Genomic DNA, 20196 nt, shown 5'->3' with positions numbered 1-20196 from the left:
CCGTGCACGTGCCACTATCGCGTGGAGGCTACTTAGGCTTCTTCGCTGTCACCCAGCAGTTGATGGTGGCATCTTGTACTTCGGTGCCGTTGGCATCGGTCAGCACGATGTGGACGGGAAAATCTACCCCACCAGTCTCCGGTGTGATGGTGGAGAAGTCCGGCAACTCAGCCTTGGCCACAGCCGTCAGGCCACCAACGGAGATGCGCTTGTAGTTCGTCGTCATGCCCTTTGGAACCCAGCGATGCGTTGTCGGTACGCTGGCCTCACAGAGCATGCCCATCGCGAATTCAGCGAGGTTACACGCAGCAATCGCATGCACGGACTTAATGTGATTACGCACGCCCCACCAAGCGGGCATGCGCGCTACCGCCAGTCCAGGCTGCATCGTCTCTAGCTTGGGACAGATTGTGCGGAAATATGGCGCCGTCAATGCGGCGGTTAAGGAAAATAGACGCTTGCCGACGACTGGAGTCGCAGCCAACTTCTTCCACATGCGGAATGTTTGAGTCTCTGCCATGTGTCAAGAGTAAAGCCCCAGTACCGGCGGCGATGCCGGTTTCTGAAAAATTTAATCAGGGGAGGCTTGCAGCCGCGGTCAAACAGGGGCCGGTGCACAGGTAGGGCCTTCGCAGAGCGGCCAGGCTTGCTCGTACCTGTGCCGATACCTGATTAGTTCAGGTTCAGACCACGCTGGATGAACCAGGTCACCGGGTCGACCGGAGTGGTGCCATCCGGGTGGATCTCGAAGTGGAGGTGCGTACCGGTGGAGAAGCCGCGGTTGCCCATACCGGCGATGACCTGACCAGCTCGGACAGCTTCTCCGACAGCAACGTAGATGGACTCGATGTGGCCGTAGACGGAAACAGAGCCGTCGTCATGGCGAACGCGAATCCACTGGCCGTAGCCCTGAGCCGGGCCTGCATCGATAACAGTGCCGTCCATGACGGACATGATTGGGGTGTTGGTGACGTTAGCCAGGTCGACACCGTAGTGGAAGGTTCCCCAGCGTGAGCCGAACGGTGAGGTCAGCAGCCCCACGGTCGGGATGGAGAGTTTCGGAGCGCGGGCAGCCTGGTCGCGAGCAACGCGCTCCTGGTTGTACTGCAACGCCGTAGCGAGGTGGTCGCTGAGGTTAGTGCTCGGATTGAAGGAGCTGGAGGCCAGCACCATCGGAGCGTTGTTCTTCGGCTGAGCAGCGCGGGTCTGAGTCGAAGCTGAGTTCTCCGGAGCCTTATTCTCGGTCTCAGCTGCGTGGGCGACCGCGTTGGAGGAAGCGATCGTCGATGCGGACAGTGCGACCAGTGCTGCGCGAGAAGTTGCGGAAACCTCTACCTTGCGGTGCTTTCCGCCTCCGCGACGAGCATTGAAAAACGTCACTTCAATCTCCCTGCCAACGAAACTCTTTGTAACCCAACTGTTATCTAACTTCTGCGATAATAACGGTTCGATATAGGGCAAGCAACTTGTTTTTAGAGAACTTGTTCGCTGATTCGTCAGTTTCAGTTCAATAGGGCCGTGCTGTGGCCGTGGGGCTGTTGTCTTGTATCACGGATCCGGTGAAGCGCAACCGGTGTGTTGCCAGGGGATTTATGGCGGATGCCCCTTAATCGAGGGGCTGGGTAGGGGGATCGGCAAGTAGTTTCCGGGTGAACTAAGGGTGTGGTCGCGGGGGTGGCAAAAAGTAACCCATCGGCGTTGACAAATGGAAACCAAAGGTGAAGCCACTTTGGGGGGGGGGAGGGGGCAAAAGGAGATCGGACTCAACGGATACCGTCCGTCCTGGGATCCGTACCTTCAAATTAGACTCTGCAATGCCTGAGCAAACAGGCGTTGTATATATGGCACTATATGGCCATGGCTGTGACGCACAGGTGCGCGCCACCTTATCCATATAGGTAGGGAGTCAGCCGTCAACGATGAGACGCAGGAAGGACGATGCCACTGTGAAAGGCGCGGATTCGCGGAGAGGTTCCTCCGGTAGCGATCGAAATCGGCGAAGCCGCACCGGTGCCGGTGGTAGCAGCGGCAGCTCCCGCGGCGTCCGCAGCGAGCGCACTGCCCGCGCATGGCAGAATACGCAGGCCGGTCAGACTGGCGGTGCGCGCAGCGTCGGTGCCGACAGCAATCGAGCCGCCACGACGAAGATGAAAGCGGGGGGCTCCGGAACGTCGTCACGCAAGGGGCGTCCCTCGGGGTTCCGTCGTTTCATTAACTCGCCTCGTACACGCCGGTTTGGGCTGTCTGTTGCCGGTTCTTACGGCGTCGTATTGCTGTTCATCATCTCGGTAGCTCTGATTGGCGTCATCGTCAGTGGCGCTGGAATGTCTCCGCTTCCAGCGAGTATCGCGTCGATGTGGATGATCTTTAACCTCGCGCCGTTCCGTTTTAACGGCACGACGCTGGGGCTCACACCAGCACTGCCCGCGGTGCTGATGGTGTTGTTCATCGCCTGGCGTGTACGCCGCGAAGTCGCTGACCGCATCAGCATCAAGGATGTCCGCGCGTTGGTCGGCGCGTATCTGGGCACGCCCATTGTTCTCACCATCATCGCGTGGCTCATGCTTTACGACGCGTCGAAGGTGTTTCCCCGCGTTCAGACCCCTAGTTTCGGCCTTGCGATTGCAGCCGCGCTGCTTGTAAATCTCGTGGCCTTGGTGCTGGGAATGGGGCAGCGGTTGCTGCGTGCACTACTGCTGCGCCGGAAGCTGCCGGAGTGGTTGCTCGGGTCGGCCCGTCTGGCGGGCAGCTACGTGGCATGGCTGTGGCTGGCCGGTGTTGTGGTGACACTCGTTTCGCTGATTTGGCATCGAGAGTTGCTGGCAGAGACATTTGCAATCACGGATACCGTCGGTGAAAGTGTTGCGGTCAGCGGCCTCTCGCTGCTGTACCTGCCAAATGTGGCCTTCGGTGCTGTCGGTGTGCTGGTGGGCGGAAAATCGACGTTTGGGCCAGCGGAGGCTGGGCTGTTCGCAGTGCACCCGGCTCAGCTGCCACCGCTGCCGATTTTGGCTGCCATGCCTCAGTCGCTGGTGCACTGGGCTTTCGGAGTGCTGATTGTGCTACCGCCAGCCGTTGCGGCTTGGCGCGTCGTGGCATTCCTGAAGAAATCTGCACCGAAGCAGCCCTACCTGGTCGTCGTTCTCGCTGCCGTGTGGTCGATCATCTTCCTCATGGGGCTGGCTTGGCTGCTCGGCGGTGAGGTTGGCATCTTTGGGTGGGCCGGTGCCTCCTGGTGGCTGACCGGGCTGCTCGGCTCAATGTGGCTGGTTGTTCCGGGGGCCATCGTGGTTGTTGCGATGACCGGTGTGCCGTCACGTGGTAGGGACAAGGGAGTCTCGGAAGTGGCTGCAGAGAAGTTCCCGCCGAAGCCTGCGGGAGATGGAAACGGTCATGCTGAGGCTGAGGATGCCGGCGACGCCGATAAGTCCGACAATGACGGGAGCGGTTCGGAGGAGTCGGAGGAGATTGTCGACGGGGAAGTCGTAGCGACCTCCGAAGATGAAGCGACCTCCGAAGACGAAGCCGAGTCCGACACAGAGGAGGAATCAGAGTCCGGTGCTGAGTCTGAAGACACTTCAGAAGACGCTGAGGAATCGGACGACTCTGAAGAGGATTCAGAAAGCGCCGCAGGCGGAGAAGCATCGGGCGAAGTAGATGCGACCGACGAGGACGAATCCGATGAGGACACCGAAGACTCGGAGGAAGGCGGCGACGGGGAACCGTCGTCAAGCCAAAAGAGCTAAGCCAACTTAGGGGGAGCGGAATTTGGGGTCTCTGCCGGGCTGGGTAAGCTAAACGCCGTGACTGAAGCACAGCCCGTCGCAGAAATTTCGCACAATAATTCCTCCAGCAAGCAGCTCCGCATCGTAGTCCTGGCCTCTGGCCTGGGCTCCCTTTTGCAGTCGATGCTGGAACTGCTGGACGCTGAAAAGGTTCAGATTGTCGCGGTTGGTTCGGACAAGGATTGTCCGGCGCTGGAGAGGGCTCAAAACCTCAATATCCCAACTTTTCGGGTGCCTTTCGATGCTGAGGCAAAGAAGGACCGAGAAGGTTGGGATATTCGTGTTTTAGAGGCCGTGAACAGTTTTTCGCCGGATATCGTTGTCTCGGCGGGTTTCATGCGCATTCTGGGGCCATCATTTGTGGAGGCCTACAGCAATCGCATCATTAATACGCACCCAGCGCTGCTGCCGTCCTTCCCAGGGGCGCGTGCGGTACCGGATGCACTTGACTACGGGGTGAAGGTCACCGGCACGACCGTGCATATCGTTGATAATGGAGTGGACACCGGGCCGATTCTGGCGCAACAGCCAGTGGCCGTCGAGGACGACGACACGGTGGAGACCCTGCACGAACGAATCAAGGTTGTCGAACGCCGACTCCTGGTTGATGTATTGCACTCGATTGCCGATCACGGAATTGAGCGTGACGGACGAAAGGCTTATCTGAAATGACCAACGACAACACGCAGCGTAAACCGATCAAGCGCGCTCTGATTAGCGTCTACGACAAGACTGGGCTCGAGGAGCTGGCTCGCGACCTGCACGAGGCTGGCGTGGAAATCGTTTCCACCGGTTCCACGGCTGGCAAGATTGCTGCAGCTGGCGTGCCTGTGACCCCGGTTGAGGATCTCACTGGTTTCCCGGAGTGCCTCGAGGGCCGCGTGAAGACGCTGCACCCGCGTGTTCACGCCGGCATTCTGGCTGATACCCGCAAGGAAGACCACCTGGCTCAGCTGAAGGAGCTCGGTGTGGAGGCTTTCCAGCTCGTTGTCGTTAACCTGTACCCGTTCCGGGAGACCGTTGCCTCGGGCGCTTCCTACGACGAATGCGTGGAGCAGATCGACATTGGAGGCCCGTCGATGGTTCGCGCTGCGGCGAAGAACCACCCGTCGGTTGCCATCGTCGTCGACCCGGCTCGTTACGGCGATGTCGCTACCGCCGTGAAGGAAGGCGGCTTCACCCTCGAGCAGCGCCGTGAGTTCGCTCGCGACGCATTCCTGCACACCGCTGATTACGACGCAGCTGTGTCCAACTGGTTTGTTGAGCAGCTCGGTGGCGCTGAGGGATCCACTCCGACTCCGCTGCGCTACGGCGAGAACTCTCACCAGTCGGCAACTCTGACCCGCATTGGTACCAAGGGGCTGGCAAACGCCAAGCAGCTGAACGGCAAGGAGATGTCGTACAACAACTACCAGGATGCCGACGCCGCATGGCGTGCCGCCTGGGATCATGAGCGTCCGTGTGTGGCAATCATCAAGCACGCTAACCCGTGCGGTATCGCAGTTTCGGATGAGTCCATCGCCGCAGCTCACCGCGCAGCTCACGCATGTGACCCGATGTCCGCATTCGGCGGTGTCATTGCCGTCAACCGCGAGGTCTCCGTTGAGATGGCCGAACAGGTCAAGGACATCTTCACCGAGGTCATCGTCGCTCCGTCCTACGAAGACGGTGCCGTTGAGGTGCTGAAGGCCAAGAAGAATCTGCGTATTCTCGTCGCCGAGTACGAAGCACCGACCACCGAGAACAAGTTTATCTCGGGCGGCCTGCTCACCCAGGAGCCGGATACTTACCAGGCAGAGGGCGATAAGCCGGAGAACTGGGAGCTGGCCACCGGCGAGGCATTGAATGTCGAAGAGCTGGCTGAGCTCGAATTCGCATGGCGCTCCGTCCGCGCTGTGAAGTCCAACGCCATTCTGCTGTCCAAGAACAACGCCACCGTCGGCGTCGGCATGGGCCAGGTCAACCGCGTGGACTCCGCAAAGCTCGCCGTTGAGCGCGCAAATACGCTTGCCGACGGAGAAAACCGTACTCAGGGGGCCTACGCTGCGTCCGATGCCTTCTTCCCGTTCGCTGACGGTCTGCAGGTCCTGATTGATGCCGGTGTGAAGGCAGTTGTCCAGCCAGGTGGTTCCATCCGTGACGAAGAGGTCATAGCTGCTGCCAAGGAAGCTGGCGTCACCATGTACATGACAGGTACTCGTCACTTCTTCCACTAATTCCTTACTGGATTAGGGGCTAACCGCCGCGGTGCTAACTGTCACCTCGGCGGTTTTTCTCTACCCGGACGTGTGGGGACCTGTGGGCGAGGATGTGTGTCTGTTGTCGAGCCGTGGTCTATGTGAACACACGCTGAGGGCAGGCGCTGGTGATAATTATGCAGACGAAATGGCTCCAATGCGTTTAACATAAGGGCTTATGTCACGTAGAACCGAAGCGCGACGGCGTCGAGAAGCAGAGATTCTCTCCGCTGCTGCTGCGATCCTGGCCGACCGGGGGTTTCATCAGACTCGGTTGGAGGATGTTGGCTCCGCCGTCGGCATTTCTGGCCCAGCTCTTTACCGCTACTTCAGCGGCAAGGAAGAGTTGTTGGCGCAGATCCTCATCGATATTTCTATCCGGCTTGTCGATGGTGCGCGAGCAGTTCTCGATCGAGCAAAGAGCAATGATTGGGGTCCAGAGGAGACTCTTCGGGCACTCCTTTCGCATCACGTGCATTTTGCCGTCACGGAGCCGGATCGCATTCGCGTCCAAGAGCGCGAAGGGGGAAATCTGGCGCCAGAGCAGAGCGCAAAAGTGCGTTCCTTGCAGCGTCTTTACATGGTCTTATGGGTGGATGCTCTGCGTGAACTGCAGCCCGAACTGACCTCCGATGAGGCGCAGCTTAAAGTCCAGCTCACCGCTGGGTTGATTAACTCTTCCAGGCATGTGCTCAAATGGGCGGGCCCCGAGGCGACAAGGGAAAATGCCTTTGAGATGGCCCTCGCTGCGCTGGGCATTAACAACCAATAATCCGTATTCATTCTTCTGCCGTCTGGCCTCACTGTGCTCAGCAGTGTGAGGTCAGGCGGCTTTGTTGTGCGGTGCAGGGCGCTCACATTCAGTTGAATTCACCCCCGAAACAGATTTCTAGGGGAAACATAAATCTCTATTGGAAACATGTTGCGACCTCGGGGAGAGGTGTGTATTTCAAGCTGCATAAAAGACTTCCGGGGGTGAAAGTGTGGTCTAAGAAACAAAATTTGTTGTGAGGTGACTGGGGTCACATTAATCTTTTCGTCAAGAAAGTTAATAGTCATTAACGGAAAGTATTTCGCCCATGACTCACGCTCCAGCATTGACCAACCGACAGCGCCACGAAGAGCTCGTCGCAGAGCTCAAAGAGCTGCTTAGCACAACAGCACGCGGTGGTTCCGAACGTGCCCGTGCTCGCCATATTTCCCGCGGTAAGCTGCTGCCACGTCAGCGCATCAACCAACTGCTTGACCCCGGCAGCCCTTTCCTTGAGGTCGCACCGCTAGCGGCCCACGAAATGTATGGCGGCAAGGTTCCGGCTGCTGGCGTCATCGCCGGCATTGGCATCATCGAAGGTCGTCGCTGCCTGGTTGTAGCCAATGACGCAACCGTTTCCGGCGGAACGTACTACCCGTTGACTGTCAAGAAGCACCTGCGCGCACAGGAGATTGCCAGCCTTAACCACTTGCCGTGCATTTACCTGGTCGACTCCGGCGGGGCCATGCTTCTCAACCAGGATGAAGTTTTCCCTGATCGCGATCATTTCGGTCGCATTTTCTACAACCAGGCCAACCTTTCCGCTCGCGGGATTCCGCAGATTGCCGCCGTGATGGGATCCTGTACCGCCGGTGGCGCCTATGTGCCGGCGATGAGCGATGAAGCGGTCATTGTGAAAAACCAGGGCACCATCTTCCTGGCAGGCCCGCCACTGGTTAAGGCTGCAACTGGTGAAGATGTCACACCAGAGGAACTCGGTGGCGGCGAACTGCACTCCAAGACCTCCGGCGTTACTGACCACCTCGCGGTTAACGATGCCGACGCACTGCGTCGTGTCCGCGATATCGTCGCAACGCTCCCCAAGGACCCGGAAGTTCCGTGGGACACAGAATCCACCGTCTCGCCGACTCGCAACCAGACCGATCTTTACGATGTCGTCCCCGTCGATGCCAAAGTGCCTTACGACGTTCACGAGGTTATTGAAATTATTGTGGATGGAGGTCAATACCAGGAGTTTAAGGCCGAATTTGGTACGACCCTGGTCACTGCTTTCGCCCGCATCCACGGCCACCGCGTCGGCATTATCGCCAACAACGGCATTCTCTTCGCGGAATCTGCGCAGAAGGGCGCGCACTTCATCGAGCTGTGTGATCAGCGCGGCATCCCACTGGTATTCCTGCAGAACACCACGGGCTTCATGGTTGGTCGCGAATACGAGGCCGGCGGTATCGCAAAGCACGGCGCCAAGATGGTCAACGCCGTGGCTACCACCCGCGTGCCCAAGTTCACCGTAGTCATCGGTGGTGCCTTCGGCGCCGGCAACTACTCCATGTGCGGTCGCGCATATTCGCCGCGCTTCCTCTGGATGTGGCCGAATGCTCGCATTTCCGTCATGGGCGGTCCACAGGCGGCGATGACGCTGTCGACGGTTCGTCGCAACCAGATTGAACGCTCAGGTGAGAGCTGGTCGCAGGAAGAGCAGGAGGAGTTTGAAGCTCCGATCCGCGAGCAGTTTGAGCGCCAGTCGCACTGCTATTACTCATCGGCTCGCCTGTGGGATGACGGTGTCATCGATCCCGCAGATACCCGCCGAATTCTTGGCATGGCCCTCGATGTGGCAAGTGGCGCGCCCCTGGATGAACAGGGCTTCGGCGTCTTCCGCATGTAGTAACCAGCTAAAAACTCTCGACACCGCATTTTCTGGAAAGGAAACACAGGGCACATGACAGCGCACAACACGCAGCCCCACGCAGCTGGCGGCAGCCTGAGTACCGTATTGGTCGCAAACCGCGGGGAGATTGCCTGCCGCATTATTCGAACCCTTCGTGACAACGGAATTCGCTCCGTCGCGGTCTACTCGGATGCCGATGCCGACGCCCCTCACGTCCGCATGGCGGATATGGCCATCCACATTGGCCCATCTCCGGCACGTGAGTCCTACCTGGTTATCGACAAGATTATCGATGCCGCTCGCCGCTGCGACGCAGACGGAATCCACCCCGGTTACGGCTTTCTGTCTGAAAACGCAGACTTCGCGACCGCCTGTGAGGAAGCAGGTATTGAATTCATTGGCCCACCGGCCAGTGCCATCAACACCATGGGTGACAAAATCTCCGCCCGCGCTGCCGTCGAAGCCCGCGATGTTCCCACCGTGCCGGGTCTGTCTCGCCCCGGGCTTAGCGACGAGGACCTCATTGAGGCAGCCCCATCGATTGGCTTTCCGGTACTGATTAAGCCGTCGGCAGGCGGTGGCGGCAAGGGGATGCACCGCGTGGAAAACGCTGCTGACCTGCCGGCTGCGCTCGCGACGGCCCGTCGTGAAGCGGCGGGTGCCTTCGGCGATGACTCCCTGTTCATCGAGCACTTCGTCGACACCCCGCGGCATATCGAGGTGCAGATTCTCGCAGATAAACACGGCAATGTAATCCACTTGGGCGAGCGTGAGTGCTCGCTGCAGCGACGCCATCAGAAGGTCATCGAGGAAGCACCGAGCCCTCTGCTGGATGAGGAAACGCGCAGCGCAATTGGTGAAGCGGCCTGTGACGCGGCCCGCTCGGTCGGCTACGTCGGCGCGGGCACGGTGGAGTTCATTGTGCCGGCGAAGGACCCGTCGTCGTTCTTCTTCATGGAGATGAATACGCGCCTGCAGGTTGAGCACCCCGTGACTGAGCAGGTCACCGGCCTGGATCTGGTGGCGCTGCAGGTTGACATTGCCTCGGGACGCCCACTGCCGGTTGCTCAGGAAGATGTAACTCTCACCGGTCACTCGATTGAAGCTCGCGTGTATGCCGAAGACCCGGCGGCGGGATTCCTGCCCACCGGTGGCACGGTCACACGTGTCGTCGAGCCGAGCGGGGCGGGAATCCGGGTGGATTCCGGCATTGTCGACGGTTCCGAGGTCTCATCTCTCTATGACCCGATGTTGATGAAGATCATCTCCCATGGGGAAAACCGTGAGCAGGCGCTCGAGCGGTTGGACCGAGCGCTCGGAGACACCGTTGTCGCAGGTGTCGGAGTCAATATCGACTTTTGTCGCTACCTGCTGAACGTCCCCGAGGTTCGCGCCGGCGATCTTGATACCGGTCTGCTCGACCGCGTGGCGGAAGGCTTCGCCACCTCCGAAACACCGGACGATGTCTACCTCGCCGCTGCGATGGACTGGCTGACTTCCCGCTTTGAACAAGCCACCGACTCACCGTGGCTGACCCCGGATGGCTGGCGTGCCAGTGCGCCTGCCGCGCAGCGCATTCGCTTTGGGGCAGGGGAGGACTCGCGTCTGATCTCGATTGTGGGCACCCCGGCGAGTGCTGACGTCGTTGTCGGTGACGTAGTCGCAGGTCTGTCGGCCGAAGCGGAGAACGAAGATATCGACGTTCCAGAACCGCGAAATTACAAAGTTTCGGTCTTTCGCGACGGGGAACATCTGCGCATCGTCCGCGACGGAGTCGCACAGCACTTCCTGGTCGAGACCATCGACAATGCGGGGTCGGCGAACCACGAAGAGTACGTCGTCGCCGGTGCCCACGGCACCTGGGTATTGCCCCGCACCGAGGTAGTCACCACCGGTGCCGAAGCCGATGCAGGCGGCTCTGGCGTCATCCAAGCTCCGATGCCCGGCGCGATTATCGCGTTGGCGGTGGAGGAGGGAGCCCGCGTCGAAGCTGGTGAGGCTCTGTTGGTCATGGAGGCCATGAAGATGGAGCACACTCTCACTGCCGAAATTGCAGGTGAGGTTAGCTTCACCGTCGCGCCGGGCGATCAGGTCGCCGGTGACCAGCAGCTGGCCGTCATCACCGTGGCCGAAGCCGAAGAATAAAAGCCCACACAAAACGCACCAATCAGGTCCTACACCTACAAAATCTTTAAGGAGCACTCATCATGTCCGAAAGCACCAAGATTGCAACCGCCATCCTCGACGACGAATACGTGGAACTGCAGAAAGTAGTTCGCGAATTTGCCAACGAAGTTGTCGATCCGGTTTCCGCCGAGCACGACCGCAACCACACCTTCCCGTACGAGATTGTCTCGCAGATGGGAGAAATGGGCCTGTTCGGTCTGCCATTCCCTGAGGAAGTCGGTGGAATGGGCGGCGACTACCTGTCCTTCGGTATCGCTCTGGAGGAGCTGGCTAAGGTCGATCAGTCGGTCGCTATCACCCTGGAAGCGGGCGTTGGCCTAGGTGCCATGCCGATCTTCCACTTCGGCAATGACAAGCAGAAGGAGACCTACCTGCCCGAGCTGACTGCTGGTAAGAAGCTCGCCGGTTTTGGTCTCACCGAGCCGGATGCAGGTTCCGACGCCGGTGCCACCCGCACCAACGCCCGTGAAGACGGCGATGATTTCGTCATCAACGGTGCCAAGCAGTTCATCACCAACTCCGGCACGGATATTACTTCGCTGGTTACTGTCACCGCAGTCACCGGCCAGAAGGACGATGGAAAGAAGGAGATTTCTACCATCATCGTCCCGAGTGGCACGGAGGGCTTTGTCGCGGAACCGGCTTACGACAAGGTCGGTTGGAATGCCTCCGACACCCACCCACTGACCTTCACCGATGTCCGCGTCCCCCAGGAGAACCTGCTGGGCACCCGTGGACGCGGCTTCGCTAACTTCCTGTCCATCTTGGCGGAGGGCCGAGTCGCGATTGCAGCGCTTGCCACCGGTGCCGCCCAGGGCTGTGTCGATGAGTCGGTCCGTCACGCCAAGGAACGTCAGTCCATGGGCCGTGCAATTGGCGAGTATCAGGCTGTTTCCTTCAAGATCGCACGAATGGAAGCGCGTGCGCATGCCGCACGCATGGCGTGGTACGACGCAGCCGCAAAGATGGCCGCGGGCGCAGATTTCCGTCGTGAAGCGTACATCGCCAAGATGATCGCCTCCGAGGCAGCGATGGACAACGCGCGCGACGCGACACAGATTTTCGGCGGCTACGGGTTCATGAACGAGTACCGCGTGGCACGCCACTACCGCGACTCCAAGATCCTGGAGATCGGCGAGGGCACCACAGAAGTGCAGCTCATGCTGATCGCGCGCGGATTGGGGCTGTAAAAATGGCTGACAACAACGCAACCGAAGTCACCCACGACGTCGTCCAGCGCGGACTGTGGTTCGAAGAGTACGAGGTTGGCGCGCGTTACCTGCACCGTCCGGGGCGAACCGTCACTGAAACCGATGACGTCCTCTTCACGACGCTGACCATGAACACCCAGCCACTGCATCTGGATGCGCACTGGTCGAGCCAGCAGCCGGGATTCGGAGGCGAGCGCCTGGTCAATTCGATGTGGACGCTGTCGACGGTTGTCGGGCTGTCTGTTGGGCAGCTGACGCTCGGCACCATCGTCGCCAACCTCGGCTTCACCGAAGTGGCGTTTCCCGCACCGATGTTCCACGGCGACACCCTGTACGCAGAGACCGTCTGCCGTAACAAGCGTCTGTCCAAGTCCCGCCCCAACCAGGGCATTGTCGAGCTTGAGCACATCGGACGCAATCAGGACGGCACTGTCGTCTGCCGCGCAGTCCGTTCCACGCTCGTCCAATGCGCACCGACTTCGCTTGACGACGGCTCCGAGAACGCAGCTTCAGCGGGGAAGTGAGTGGCTCATGTCTACGCATAACTCCTGGCAGCCGCTGGGCCCTGCAATTCTGTTTGCGCCAGCCGACCGGCCGGAACGGTTCGCTAAAGCTGCTGACCGTGCCGACATGGTGATCCTGGACCTGGAGGACGGCTGTCGCGCAGAAAACCGTGAGGCTGCCCGCGAGGCTATCGTCTCCTGTGACCTCGATCCGGCCCGCACCATTGTGCGTGTCAATCCACCGGAGGTTGAGGACTACGCAGCGGATATTGACATGCTGCGTGGCACCGCTTTCCGCCAGGTGATGCTGCCCAAGGCCTCCTCGGCGCAGCAAGTGGATGAGTTGGTAGCGGCACTGGGGGAGAAGACCCAGATCATTGCCCTCATCGAAACTCCGCTTGGGGTCATGCGCGCCGAAGAGCTGGCGCAGGCCGATGGCGTCGTTGCGCTGTTCTGGGGCGCAGAGGACCTGGTGGCGGGCTTGGCGGGAACGTCATCACGCTTTAGCGAAGCAGAGGCTGCACTCGCGCCGGGCCGTATCCATGCGGGCAGCTACCGCAGTGTGGCGGTACATACCCGCAGCCACGTTCACCTGGCGGCAGCCGCGCACGGTAAGGCCAGTCTGGATTCCATCTACGTCAATATCTCCGACACGGATGGGCTAGCTGCGGAGGCAGCCGATGCCGCTGCGTTGGGATACGCTGCCACCGTCTGTATTCACCCAGGTCAGGTCCCGACAATCCGCCAGGCTTATCGCCCTAGCGACGAGGAGATTGACTGGGCGCGTCGGCTCTTGGCGGAAGCGGAAAAGAACACCGGTGCCTTCAGCTTTGACGGCCAGATGGTGGATGCGCCGCTCTTCCGCCAAGCAGAAGCCATTGCTCGGCGAGCCGCTGTAACCGGTTAGTCCCACAGCCGGTAATGACTACTGATTTATCCCCCTAAAGAACACATTTCCCCTAACGCACTCCGCACTATGCGGAGTCACTTAAACCAAGGAGATCTCCCCATGACCGCGACATTGAAGAACCACGCAGAACAGCGCACTGCTGATCCTTCGAAGCTGCCGGAGGGCTTCACCACTGTGCCGGCACCATACGGCAAGGATGTTGTCGATGCTGATGGCAACAAGATGAGCCACGTGTTCGGCGCCGGTGTCGAGCAAGGTGCCGCTCCACTTCGCGATGAGACTCTCGGTGAGAACCTGCGTGCGATTGTGGAGAAATTCCCGTCCCGCGACGCCGTCGTTGACGTCTACGCGGATGTCTCCTTTACCTTTGAGCGTTTCTACAACCGAGTTCTGCGTCTGGCCAGCGCTTTCATCCGTGAGGGCTACCGTCCAGGAGATCGTATCGGCATTTGGTCCACCAACCGCTGGGAGTGGACCGTGGTGCAGTACGCCTGCCACCACATCGGCTTGGTGCTGGTCAACATCAACCCGGCTTACCGCCAGCACGAGCTGAACTACGTGTTGGAAAAGGCAGGTGTGCGTATGGTGTTCGCCGCCCGCCGCTACAAGGACTCCGATTACCGAACCATGCTGATCGAGGCCTCCAAGCAGCGCGGTGTGCGCCTGGACAAGGTCATCTACTTCGGCTCCTCCGAGTGGTACGAGCACATGCACAGCGAAATCGATGACCTGAGCGAGTACACCTCCCAGCTGAAGCCGGATGATCCGATCAACATCCAGTTCACCTCGGGCACGACAGGCTTTCCCAAGGGCGCTACGCTGACGCACCGCAACCTGCTGAACAATGGTTACTTCATCGGTGAGCTGTTGGGCTACACCGAGGCCGACCGCATCTGTGTGCCGGTGCCGTTCTTCCACACCTTCGGCATGGTGATCGGCACCTTCGCCGCCTTCACCCACGGTGCCGCCATTGTCATTCCAGCGCCGTCGTTTAAGGCGCGCGAAACTCTCAAGGCTGTGCACTCGGCTAAGGCCACTAGCCTCTACGGCGTGCCGACGATGTTCATCAATGAGCTTGAAGAAGCCCACGACCAGGAGGAATACGGCTCCCCTTACGACCTGTCGCTGCTGCGCACAGGTGTGATGGCAGGTACCTCGTGCCCGTCGAAGACCATGCGTGATGTGATGGACAAGCTCAATATGCGTGAGATTGCCATCTGTTACGGCATGACCGAGACTTCGCCGGTGTCCTTCCAGACCCGCGCGGATTCCCCGCTGGAAAAGCGCGTCAACACCGTCGGCCAGATCATGCCGCACTTGGAAGCCCGCATCATTTGTGAAGAAACGGGCGAGACGCTGCCGCGAGGTGAACAGGGCGAGGTTGTCGTTCGCGGTTACTCCGTTATGAAGGAGTACTGGGAGCACCCGGAAAAGACCGCCGAGGCCATCGACACCGACGGTTGGATGCACACCGGCGACTTGGGTGTACTTGACGACGAGGGCTACCTGTCCATCACCGGACGTATTAAGGACATGCTCATCCGCGGTGGTGAGAACATCTACCCGCGCGAGATTGAAGAGTTCCTGTTCACCCACCCGGCTGTTGTCGATGCACAGGTCATCGGCGTGCCGGATGACAAGTACGGCGAAGAGATCATGGCATGGGTAATTCTGCACGACGATGTGGAAGACCTCACCGCTGACGATGTGGCGGCCTTTGCCCACGGCAAGCTGTCGCGTCACAAGATTCCGCGCTACGTCCACGTCGTCGAGGAGTTTCCGATGACCGCGTCGGGCAAGGTTCGCAAGGTTGAGATGCGTGAGATGGCTCCGCGAATCCTGGGCTGGGTGTAGAACAATGTCAAAAACAACTGATCAGACCGGTCGCGAGCTTGTCGCAGGCCTCGTCACTGATGGAATGACCCTGGCAGTCGGCGGTTTCGGCCTTTGCGGTGTGCCATATACCCTCATCGAGGGCGTGCGCGACTCCGGGGCAAAAGACCTCACCATCGTGTCCAACAACATGGGCATTGACGGTACTGGGCTCGGCATTCTGCTGGAGAACAAGCAGGTGGCAAAGGTAGTGGCCTCCTACGTCGGCGAGAACAAGGAGTTTGCTCGCCAGTACCTCGAAGGAGAAATCGAGGTGGAGTTCACCCCACAGGGCACTCTGGCAGAGCGTCTTCGCGCAGGTGGCGCAGGTATTCCCGCGTTCTACACCGCAACCGGCGTCGGCACGCTCGTTGCAGAGGGCAAGCCCCACGCCGACTTCGACGGACAGACCTACGTGCAGGAGCGTGGCATCGTTGCCGACATCGGCCTGGTGCACGCCTACCACGGCGATATTGACGGCAACCTTGTCTATCGCCGGACCGCGCAGAACTTCAACCCGCTGTGCGCAGCATCCGGCAAGGTGACCGTTGCAGAGGTGGAGTACTTGCTTGGCCGCGGCGAGATCGACCCGGATCTGGTGATGACTCCGGGTGTGTATATCCAGCACATCGTTCGCGGTGACGGACGCGAGAAGCTCATTGAAAAGCGCACAACTCGGCCACGCAATACCGATTCCAGCCACGATGCCGGTGACGCGGCAGCAGGGGAGGAGATTTAAATGGCACCTGCGAAGACAATTATGGACAAGGGCTGGAGCCGTGACGAGATGGCACAGCAGGCCGCTGAAGAGCTGCGCGATGGCGACTATGTGAATCTGGGTATCGGCATTCCGACACTGGTGGCAAACCATATTCCCGAAGGCGTGCGCGTTCTGCTGCAGAGTGAAAACGGAATTCTGGGAATGGGTGCCTTCCCATATGAAGGCGAAGAGGATGCTGACCTCATCAATGCGGGGAAGCAGACCGTGACATTGGTGCCGGGCGCGGCAATCTTCGACTCCGCCACCAGTTTCGGCATGATTCGCGGCGGTGCCGTGAAAATGGCCGTGTTGGGTGCGATGGAGGTGAGCCAGTGCGGTGACCTGGCCAATTGGATGATTCCGGGAAAGATGGTCAAGGGCATGGGCGGTGCGATGGACTTGGTCGCCGGTACCCCTCGAGTGGTGGTTTTGACCGATCATGTTTCCAAAGATGGCAAACCAAAATTGGTAAAAGCCTGCGAACTGCCCCTCACAGGTGCAAAAGTAGTGAAAAGGATTATTAGCAACCTGGGAAGCTTCGATGTCGCTGATGATCACCTGGTGCTACGCAGGCTGGCACCTGGGGTGACGCTGGCAGATATCGAGGCCAACACCGAAGCCGCATACGTGGTTGACCTCGAGAATTAAATACGCAGCAATCATGGTCAGTCCACACTCATCAGTTTTGACTTAGGAGAATCCATCCATGAGTAACCTTCCAGCTCCCAGCCCGAATGATGTCGTTATCCTCGCTGGTGCCCGCACCCCGCAGGGCAAGCTGCTCGGTCAGCTGGCACCGCTTACTTCCGTCGAACTTGGCGCTCATGCTGTCAAGCACGCTGTCCAGCGTTCCGGCGTTGCCCCGGAAGAGGTTCAGCACGTCGTTCTGGGCCAGGTGATTCTCGCAGGTGCTGGCCAGAACCCGGCTCGACAGGTCGCCATTAAGGCGGGTCTGCCATGGAATACGACTGCTGAGATCGTTAACAAGGTCTGCCTCTCGGGCCTAAACGCTGTCATTCACGCCGCTCGCTTGATTCGTCTCGGTGATGCAGACGTCGTTGTTGCAGGTGGTCAGGAGTCCATGACGCACGCTCCGCACGTTGCACGCGGTGTTCGTCAGGGCAAGTCCTTCGGTGCGCTGAAGCTGGAGGACACCTTGGAGCGCGACGGTCTGGTCGACTCCTTCGATGGTGTGTCCATGGGTACGCTTACCGACGGTCCGAACAGCGACCTCGGCATTAGCCGCGAGCAGCAGGACGAGGTTGCGGCCGCTTCTCACCAGCGTGCGGCTAAGGCGCAGGAAGACGGTATTTTCGCGCAGGAAATCGCTCCAATCGAGATTCCGCAGCGCAAGGGTGACCCGGTAGTTGTCGACACCGACCAGGGCATTCGCCCGGAGACCACGGTGGAGACCCTGGCTAAGCTGCGCCCGGTCTTCCTGAAGGAAAACGGCACCATCACTGCCGGTAACTCCTCGCCGATTTCCGACGGTGCCGCAGCAGTTGTGCTGGCATCGCGTGCTTACGCAGAAAAGCACGGACTGGACTACCTCGCAGTTGTGGGCAAGGCTGGCCAGACCGCAGGTCCGGATAACTCCCTGCACGCTCAGCCTGCGGACTCTTTGAAGGAGGCCCTGCGTCGCGCTGAGTGGGACGCGCAGGAGCTCGACTTCATCGAGATCAACGAGGCATTTGGTGCGGTGGCCGTCAAGTCCCTGCGTGAGCTGGACTACCCGCTGGAGAAGACCAACATCCACGGTGGCGCGATTGCCCTCGGCCATCCGATTGGCTGCTCTGGTGCCCGCCTGACTCTGACCGCTGCGATGGAGCTGAACCGTCGCGGTTCGGGTCGCGCTGGTGTGTCCCTGTGCGGTGGCGGCGGTCAGGGCGATGCGCTGCTGCTGTACCGCGACTAATCGCGAAAGGCTGAAAAACTCAGCAAGCCCGCGTTGTGGTTTCCACTCTATGGATGCCACAACGCGGGTTTTGTTGTCTCCTGGGGGAGCCCCTGCGCGAAGGTGATTCGAGTTTTCAATTAGGTTAGGAGCTATGACAGGCTTTAGCTCCCTCGATGGTGAACAGACCTTCCCTTGGCTTCCCTCTGGCCCGGCGCTACTCTTCGCCCCGGCTGACCGTCCGGAACGTTTCCAGAAAGCTGCTGAACGATCGGACATGGTCATCATTGACCTGGAAGACGGCGCTGCCGTTGACAATCACGAGCAGGCACGTGCGAACATCATCAACAATCCGCTCGACCCGGAGACGACTATTCTTCGGATCACCGGTCCCGGGACTCCGACCTTCGCGGAGGATGTCGCCTTTGCCCGTGCATGTGATTACGACATCGTCATGGTGCCCAAGATTCGAGACTCCATCCCCGCAGAGCTCGAGGGGTTGAAGATCATCGCGATGATTGAAACCCCGCAGGCCATGATTAATATCCAGCAGATTGCCACGCACCCGGACGTTGTGGGTCTGTTCTGGGGTGCCGAAGACCTGACCGCCGAACTCGGCGGGGTGTCCTCGCGGCAGAGTGTGGATGAAAACCCACGTCGCCACTACCGAGACCCGCAGCGTCTGGCGCGAGCACTTGTTCAGGTCCATGCAGCTGCAGCGGGCATTGCCGCCATTGATGCCATTCACGCTGATTTCCGGGATGAGCGTGGCCAGTATCTCGAGGCACTCGACGCAGTGGGGTGCGGATTCCTGGCTACTGCCTGTATTCACCCGGCGATGGTGCCACCGGTGCGTAAGGCATACAAGCCGTCGGACGCAACGCTGGCCCGCGCCCGGGAGATTGTCAAGCACGCTGGAACGCATACCGGCGCCTTCCAGCTCGATGGTGAAATGATTGACGCGCCCGTCGTAAAGCAAGCCGTGGCAGCGCTCGCGCGAGCGGGAATTACGGAGTAACTAGCGGCGAGATTTCGCCAGGTTCTCGGTGACCTTCCGATCGATGCGGCCGAAGTTGTAGTACGCCGCACAAGCGCCTTCGGGGGAGACCATGCAGGTGCCGATGGGGGTCGCCGGGGTGCAGGCAGTGCCGAAGACCGCGCACTGCCAGGGCTTGATGTGGCCGGTGAGCACAGAGCCGCATTCGCAGGTCACGGGATCTGGGATACGGCGCCCCGGCACCTGGAAACGGCGCTCGGCGTCGAATGCCGCGTATTCCTCAGAGATGCCGAGGCCGGAGTTTTCAATCCAGCCGAGGCCACGCCACTCGAAGGTGTCGCGGAGGGAAAAGACGCGGTCCATAAGTTTCTGCGCGGTGGTGTTGCCGGAGGAGCGAACGACGCGCGCGTACTGGTTGTCCACCCGCGACTTACCGGCAGCAACGTCGCCGCTGACGAATTGATCCAGCAGCATGACGACGGCCTGGAGCACATCCAATGGCTCAAAACCGGTGACCGCCACTGGCAGATTAAACTCGCGCGGCAGGAACTCAAAGGCGTCCGTGCCGGTGGTTGTAGCCACGTGACCTGGGCCGATGAAACCATCGACCTTGGTTTCGCCGCCGTTGACGATGGCGCGCAGTGGCGGCTCGATGAGTACGTGGTTGGAAAATACGGAGAAGTTTTCCACTCCCTGCCGGCGCGCGGCCTCAATGGTCACGGCAGTCGACGGGGCGGTTGTCTCAAACCCAACGGCGAAGAAAACGACCTGCTTATCGGGGTTATCGGTGGCGATCTTCAGCGCGTCGAGAGGCGAGTAGACAAAGCGCACATCGGCGCCGCGCGCACGTGCCTGCATCAGCGACGTTTCGGACCCCGGCACGCGCATCATGTCGCCGAAGGTCGTGAAAATGACGTCTTCCTGCTGTGCCAGCCAAATGGCATCGTCGACGCGACCCATGGGGATGACGCAGACGGGGCAGCCGGGTCCGTGGATCAGCTCGATGTTTTCGGGTAGGAGGTTTTCCAAGCCGTAGCGGTAAATGGTGTGCGTGTGCCCGCCACAGACTTCCATCAGCGCGATGGGCTTCTCCAGCTTGGTGGCCTCGCGTTCAATGCGTGCGAGCAGCTTCTTCGCAGCGGCGGGATCGCGGAATTCGTCAACGTATTTCATGGTG

The 20196-nt window shown here is 59.9% G+C and carries 17 protein-coding genes; 14 read left to right on the top strand and 3 right to left on the bottom strand.

Features of this window, described 5'->3' with window-relative positions:
* Positions 1–28 precede the first annotated feature (28 nt).
* Both QP981_RS06785 and QP981_RS06780 read right to left on the bottom strand, forming a co-directional pair.
* Positions 29–520, bottom strand: coding sequence for a hotdog fold domain-containing protein (locus QP981_RS06785; protein WP_038627827.1), 492 nt, complete (start codon positions 518–520; stop codon positions 29–31).
* Positions 521–672: 152 nt separating this feature from the next.
* Entirely contained in the window at positions 673–1380 is a 708-nt protein-coding gene (locus tag QP981_RS06780; protein WP_016422164.1) for a M23 family metallopeptidase, read from the bottom strand.
* A 539-nt stretch (positions 1381–1919) separates the two neighbouring features.
* On the opposite strand from QP981_RS06780, the gene QP981_RS06775 reads away from it, so the two are divergent.
* The 14 genes from QP981_RS06775 (at position 1920) to QP981_RS06710 (ending at position 19040) form a co-directional block, all read left to right on the top strand.
* Entirely contained in the window at positions 1920–3746 is a 1827-nt protein-coding gene (locus QP981_RS06775; protein WP_284857675.1) for a cell division protein PerM, read from the top strand.
* Between the two features lie 57 nt (positions 3747–3803).
* Positions 3804–4457 carry a phosphoribosylglycinamide formyltransferase gene (purN, locus tag QP981_RS06770; protein WP_016422166.1) on the top strand — a complete coding sequence of 218 codons (654 nt, stop codon included), beginning with the start codon at positions 3804–3806 and terminating at the stop codon, positions 4455–4457.
* Positions 4454–6001 (top strand): bifunctional phosphoribosylaminoimidazolecarboxamide formyltransferase/IMP cyclohydrolase, encoded by a 1548-nt coding sequence (gene purH, locus QP981_RS06765; protein WP_284857676.1) that lies wholly within the window; start codon positions 4454–4456, stop codon positions 5999–6001. Before purN ends, purH begins: the two co-directional genes overlap by 4 nt.
* 199 nt (positions 6002–6200) lie before the next feature.
* Positions 6201–6794 carry a TetR/AcrR family transcriptional regulator gene (locus QP981_RS06760; protein ID WP_070642923.1) on the top strand — a complete coding sequence of 198 codons (594 nt, stop codon included), beginning with the start codon at positions 6201–6203 and terminating at the stop codon, positions 6792–6794.
* Positions 6795–7101: 307 nt separating this feature from the next.
* The gene (locus tag QP981_RS06755) at positions 7102–8682 is read left to right on the top strand and encodes a carboxyl transferase domain-containing protein (protein ID WP_049172754.1); all 1581 of its coding nucleotides are present in this window, start codon (positions 7102–7104) and stop codon (positions 8680–8682) included.
* A gap of 54 nt (positions 8683–8736) precedes the next feature.
* Positions 8737–10830, top strand: a complete 2094-nt coding sequence (locus QP981_RS06750; protein WP_049172756.1) for an acetyl-CoA carboxylase biotin carboxylase subunit — start codon at positions 8737–8739, stop codon at positions 10828–10830.
* Between the two features lie 62 nt (positions 10831–10892).
* On the top strand, positions 10893–12062 hold the full coding sequence (locus QP981_RS06745) for an acyl-CoA dehydrogenase family protein (protein ID WP_049193284.1): 1170 nt from the start codon (positions 10893–10895) through the stop codon (positions 12060–12062).
* 2 nt (positions 12063–12064) lie between these two features.
* Positions 12065–12607 (top strand): MaoC family dehydratase, encoded by a 543-nt coding sequence (locus tag QP981_RS06740; RefSeq protein WP_069359443.1) that lies wholly within the window; start codon positions 12065–12067, stop codon positions 12605–12607.
* A gap of 7 nt (positions 12608–12614) precedes the next feature.
* A complete protein-coding gene (locus QP981_RS06735; protein ID WP_284857677.1) occupies positions 12615–13493 on the top strand; it encodes an HpcH/HpaI aldolase/citrate lyase family protein in 879 nt (292 codons plus the stop codon).
* Between the two features lie 102 nt (positions 13494–13595).
* Positions 13596–15350, top strand: a complete 1755-nt coding sequence (locus tag QP981_RS06730; protein ID WP_284857678.1) for an AMP-binding protein — start codon at positions 13596–13598, stop codon at positions 15348–15350.
* Between the two features lie 4 nt (positions 15351–15354).
* Positions 15355–16107: a CoA transferase subunit A gene (locus QP981_RS06725; protein WP_016422175.1), complete on the top strand. Its 753-nt coding sequence runs from the start codon at positions 15355–15357 to the stop codon at positions 16105–16107.
* Positions 16108–16776: a CoA transferase subunit B gene (locus QP981_RS06720; protein WP_005509864.1), complete on the top strand. Its 669-nt coding sequence runs from the start codon at positions 16108–16110 to the stop codon at positions 16774–16776. It abuts the gene before it with no gap.
* A 58-nt stretch (positions 16777–16834) separates the two neighbouring features.
* Positions 16835–18043, top strand: coding sequence for an acetyl-CoA C-acetyltransferase (locus tag QP981_RS06715; protein ID WP_038627863.1), 1209 nt, complete (start codon positions 16835–16837; stop codon positions 18041–18043).
* A gap of 133 nt (positions 18044–18176) precedes the next feature.
* Positions 18177–19040 carry an HpcH/HpaI aldolase/citrate lyase family protein gene (locus QP981_RS06710; protein ID WP_016422177.1) on the top strand — a complete coding sequence of 288 codons (864 nt, stop codon included), beginning with the start codon at positions 18177–18179 and terminating at the stop codon, positions 19038–19040.
* On the opposite strand, the gene hypD is transcribed toward QP981_RS06710, so the two are convergent.
* A complete protein-coding gene (gene hypD, locus QP981_RS06705) occupies positions 19041–20192 on the bottom strand; it encodes a hydrogenase formation protein HypD (protein WP_049193290.1) in 1152 nt (383 codons plus the stop codon). It lies immediately after the preceding gene.
* Between the last annotated feature and the right edge of the window lie 4 nt (positions 20193–20196).

Origin of the sequence: Corynebacterium sp. MSK047, from assembly GCF_030232285.1 — a bacterium.
Lineage (GTDB): Bacteria > Actinomycetota > Actinomycetes > Mycobacteriales > Mycobacteriaceae > Corynebacterium > Corynebacterium jeikeium_D.
Note: the sequence above shows the minus strand (reverse complement) of the source record. Positions and strands in the feature narration are given on the sequence as shown.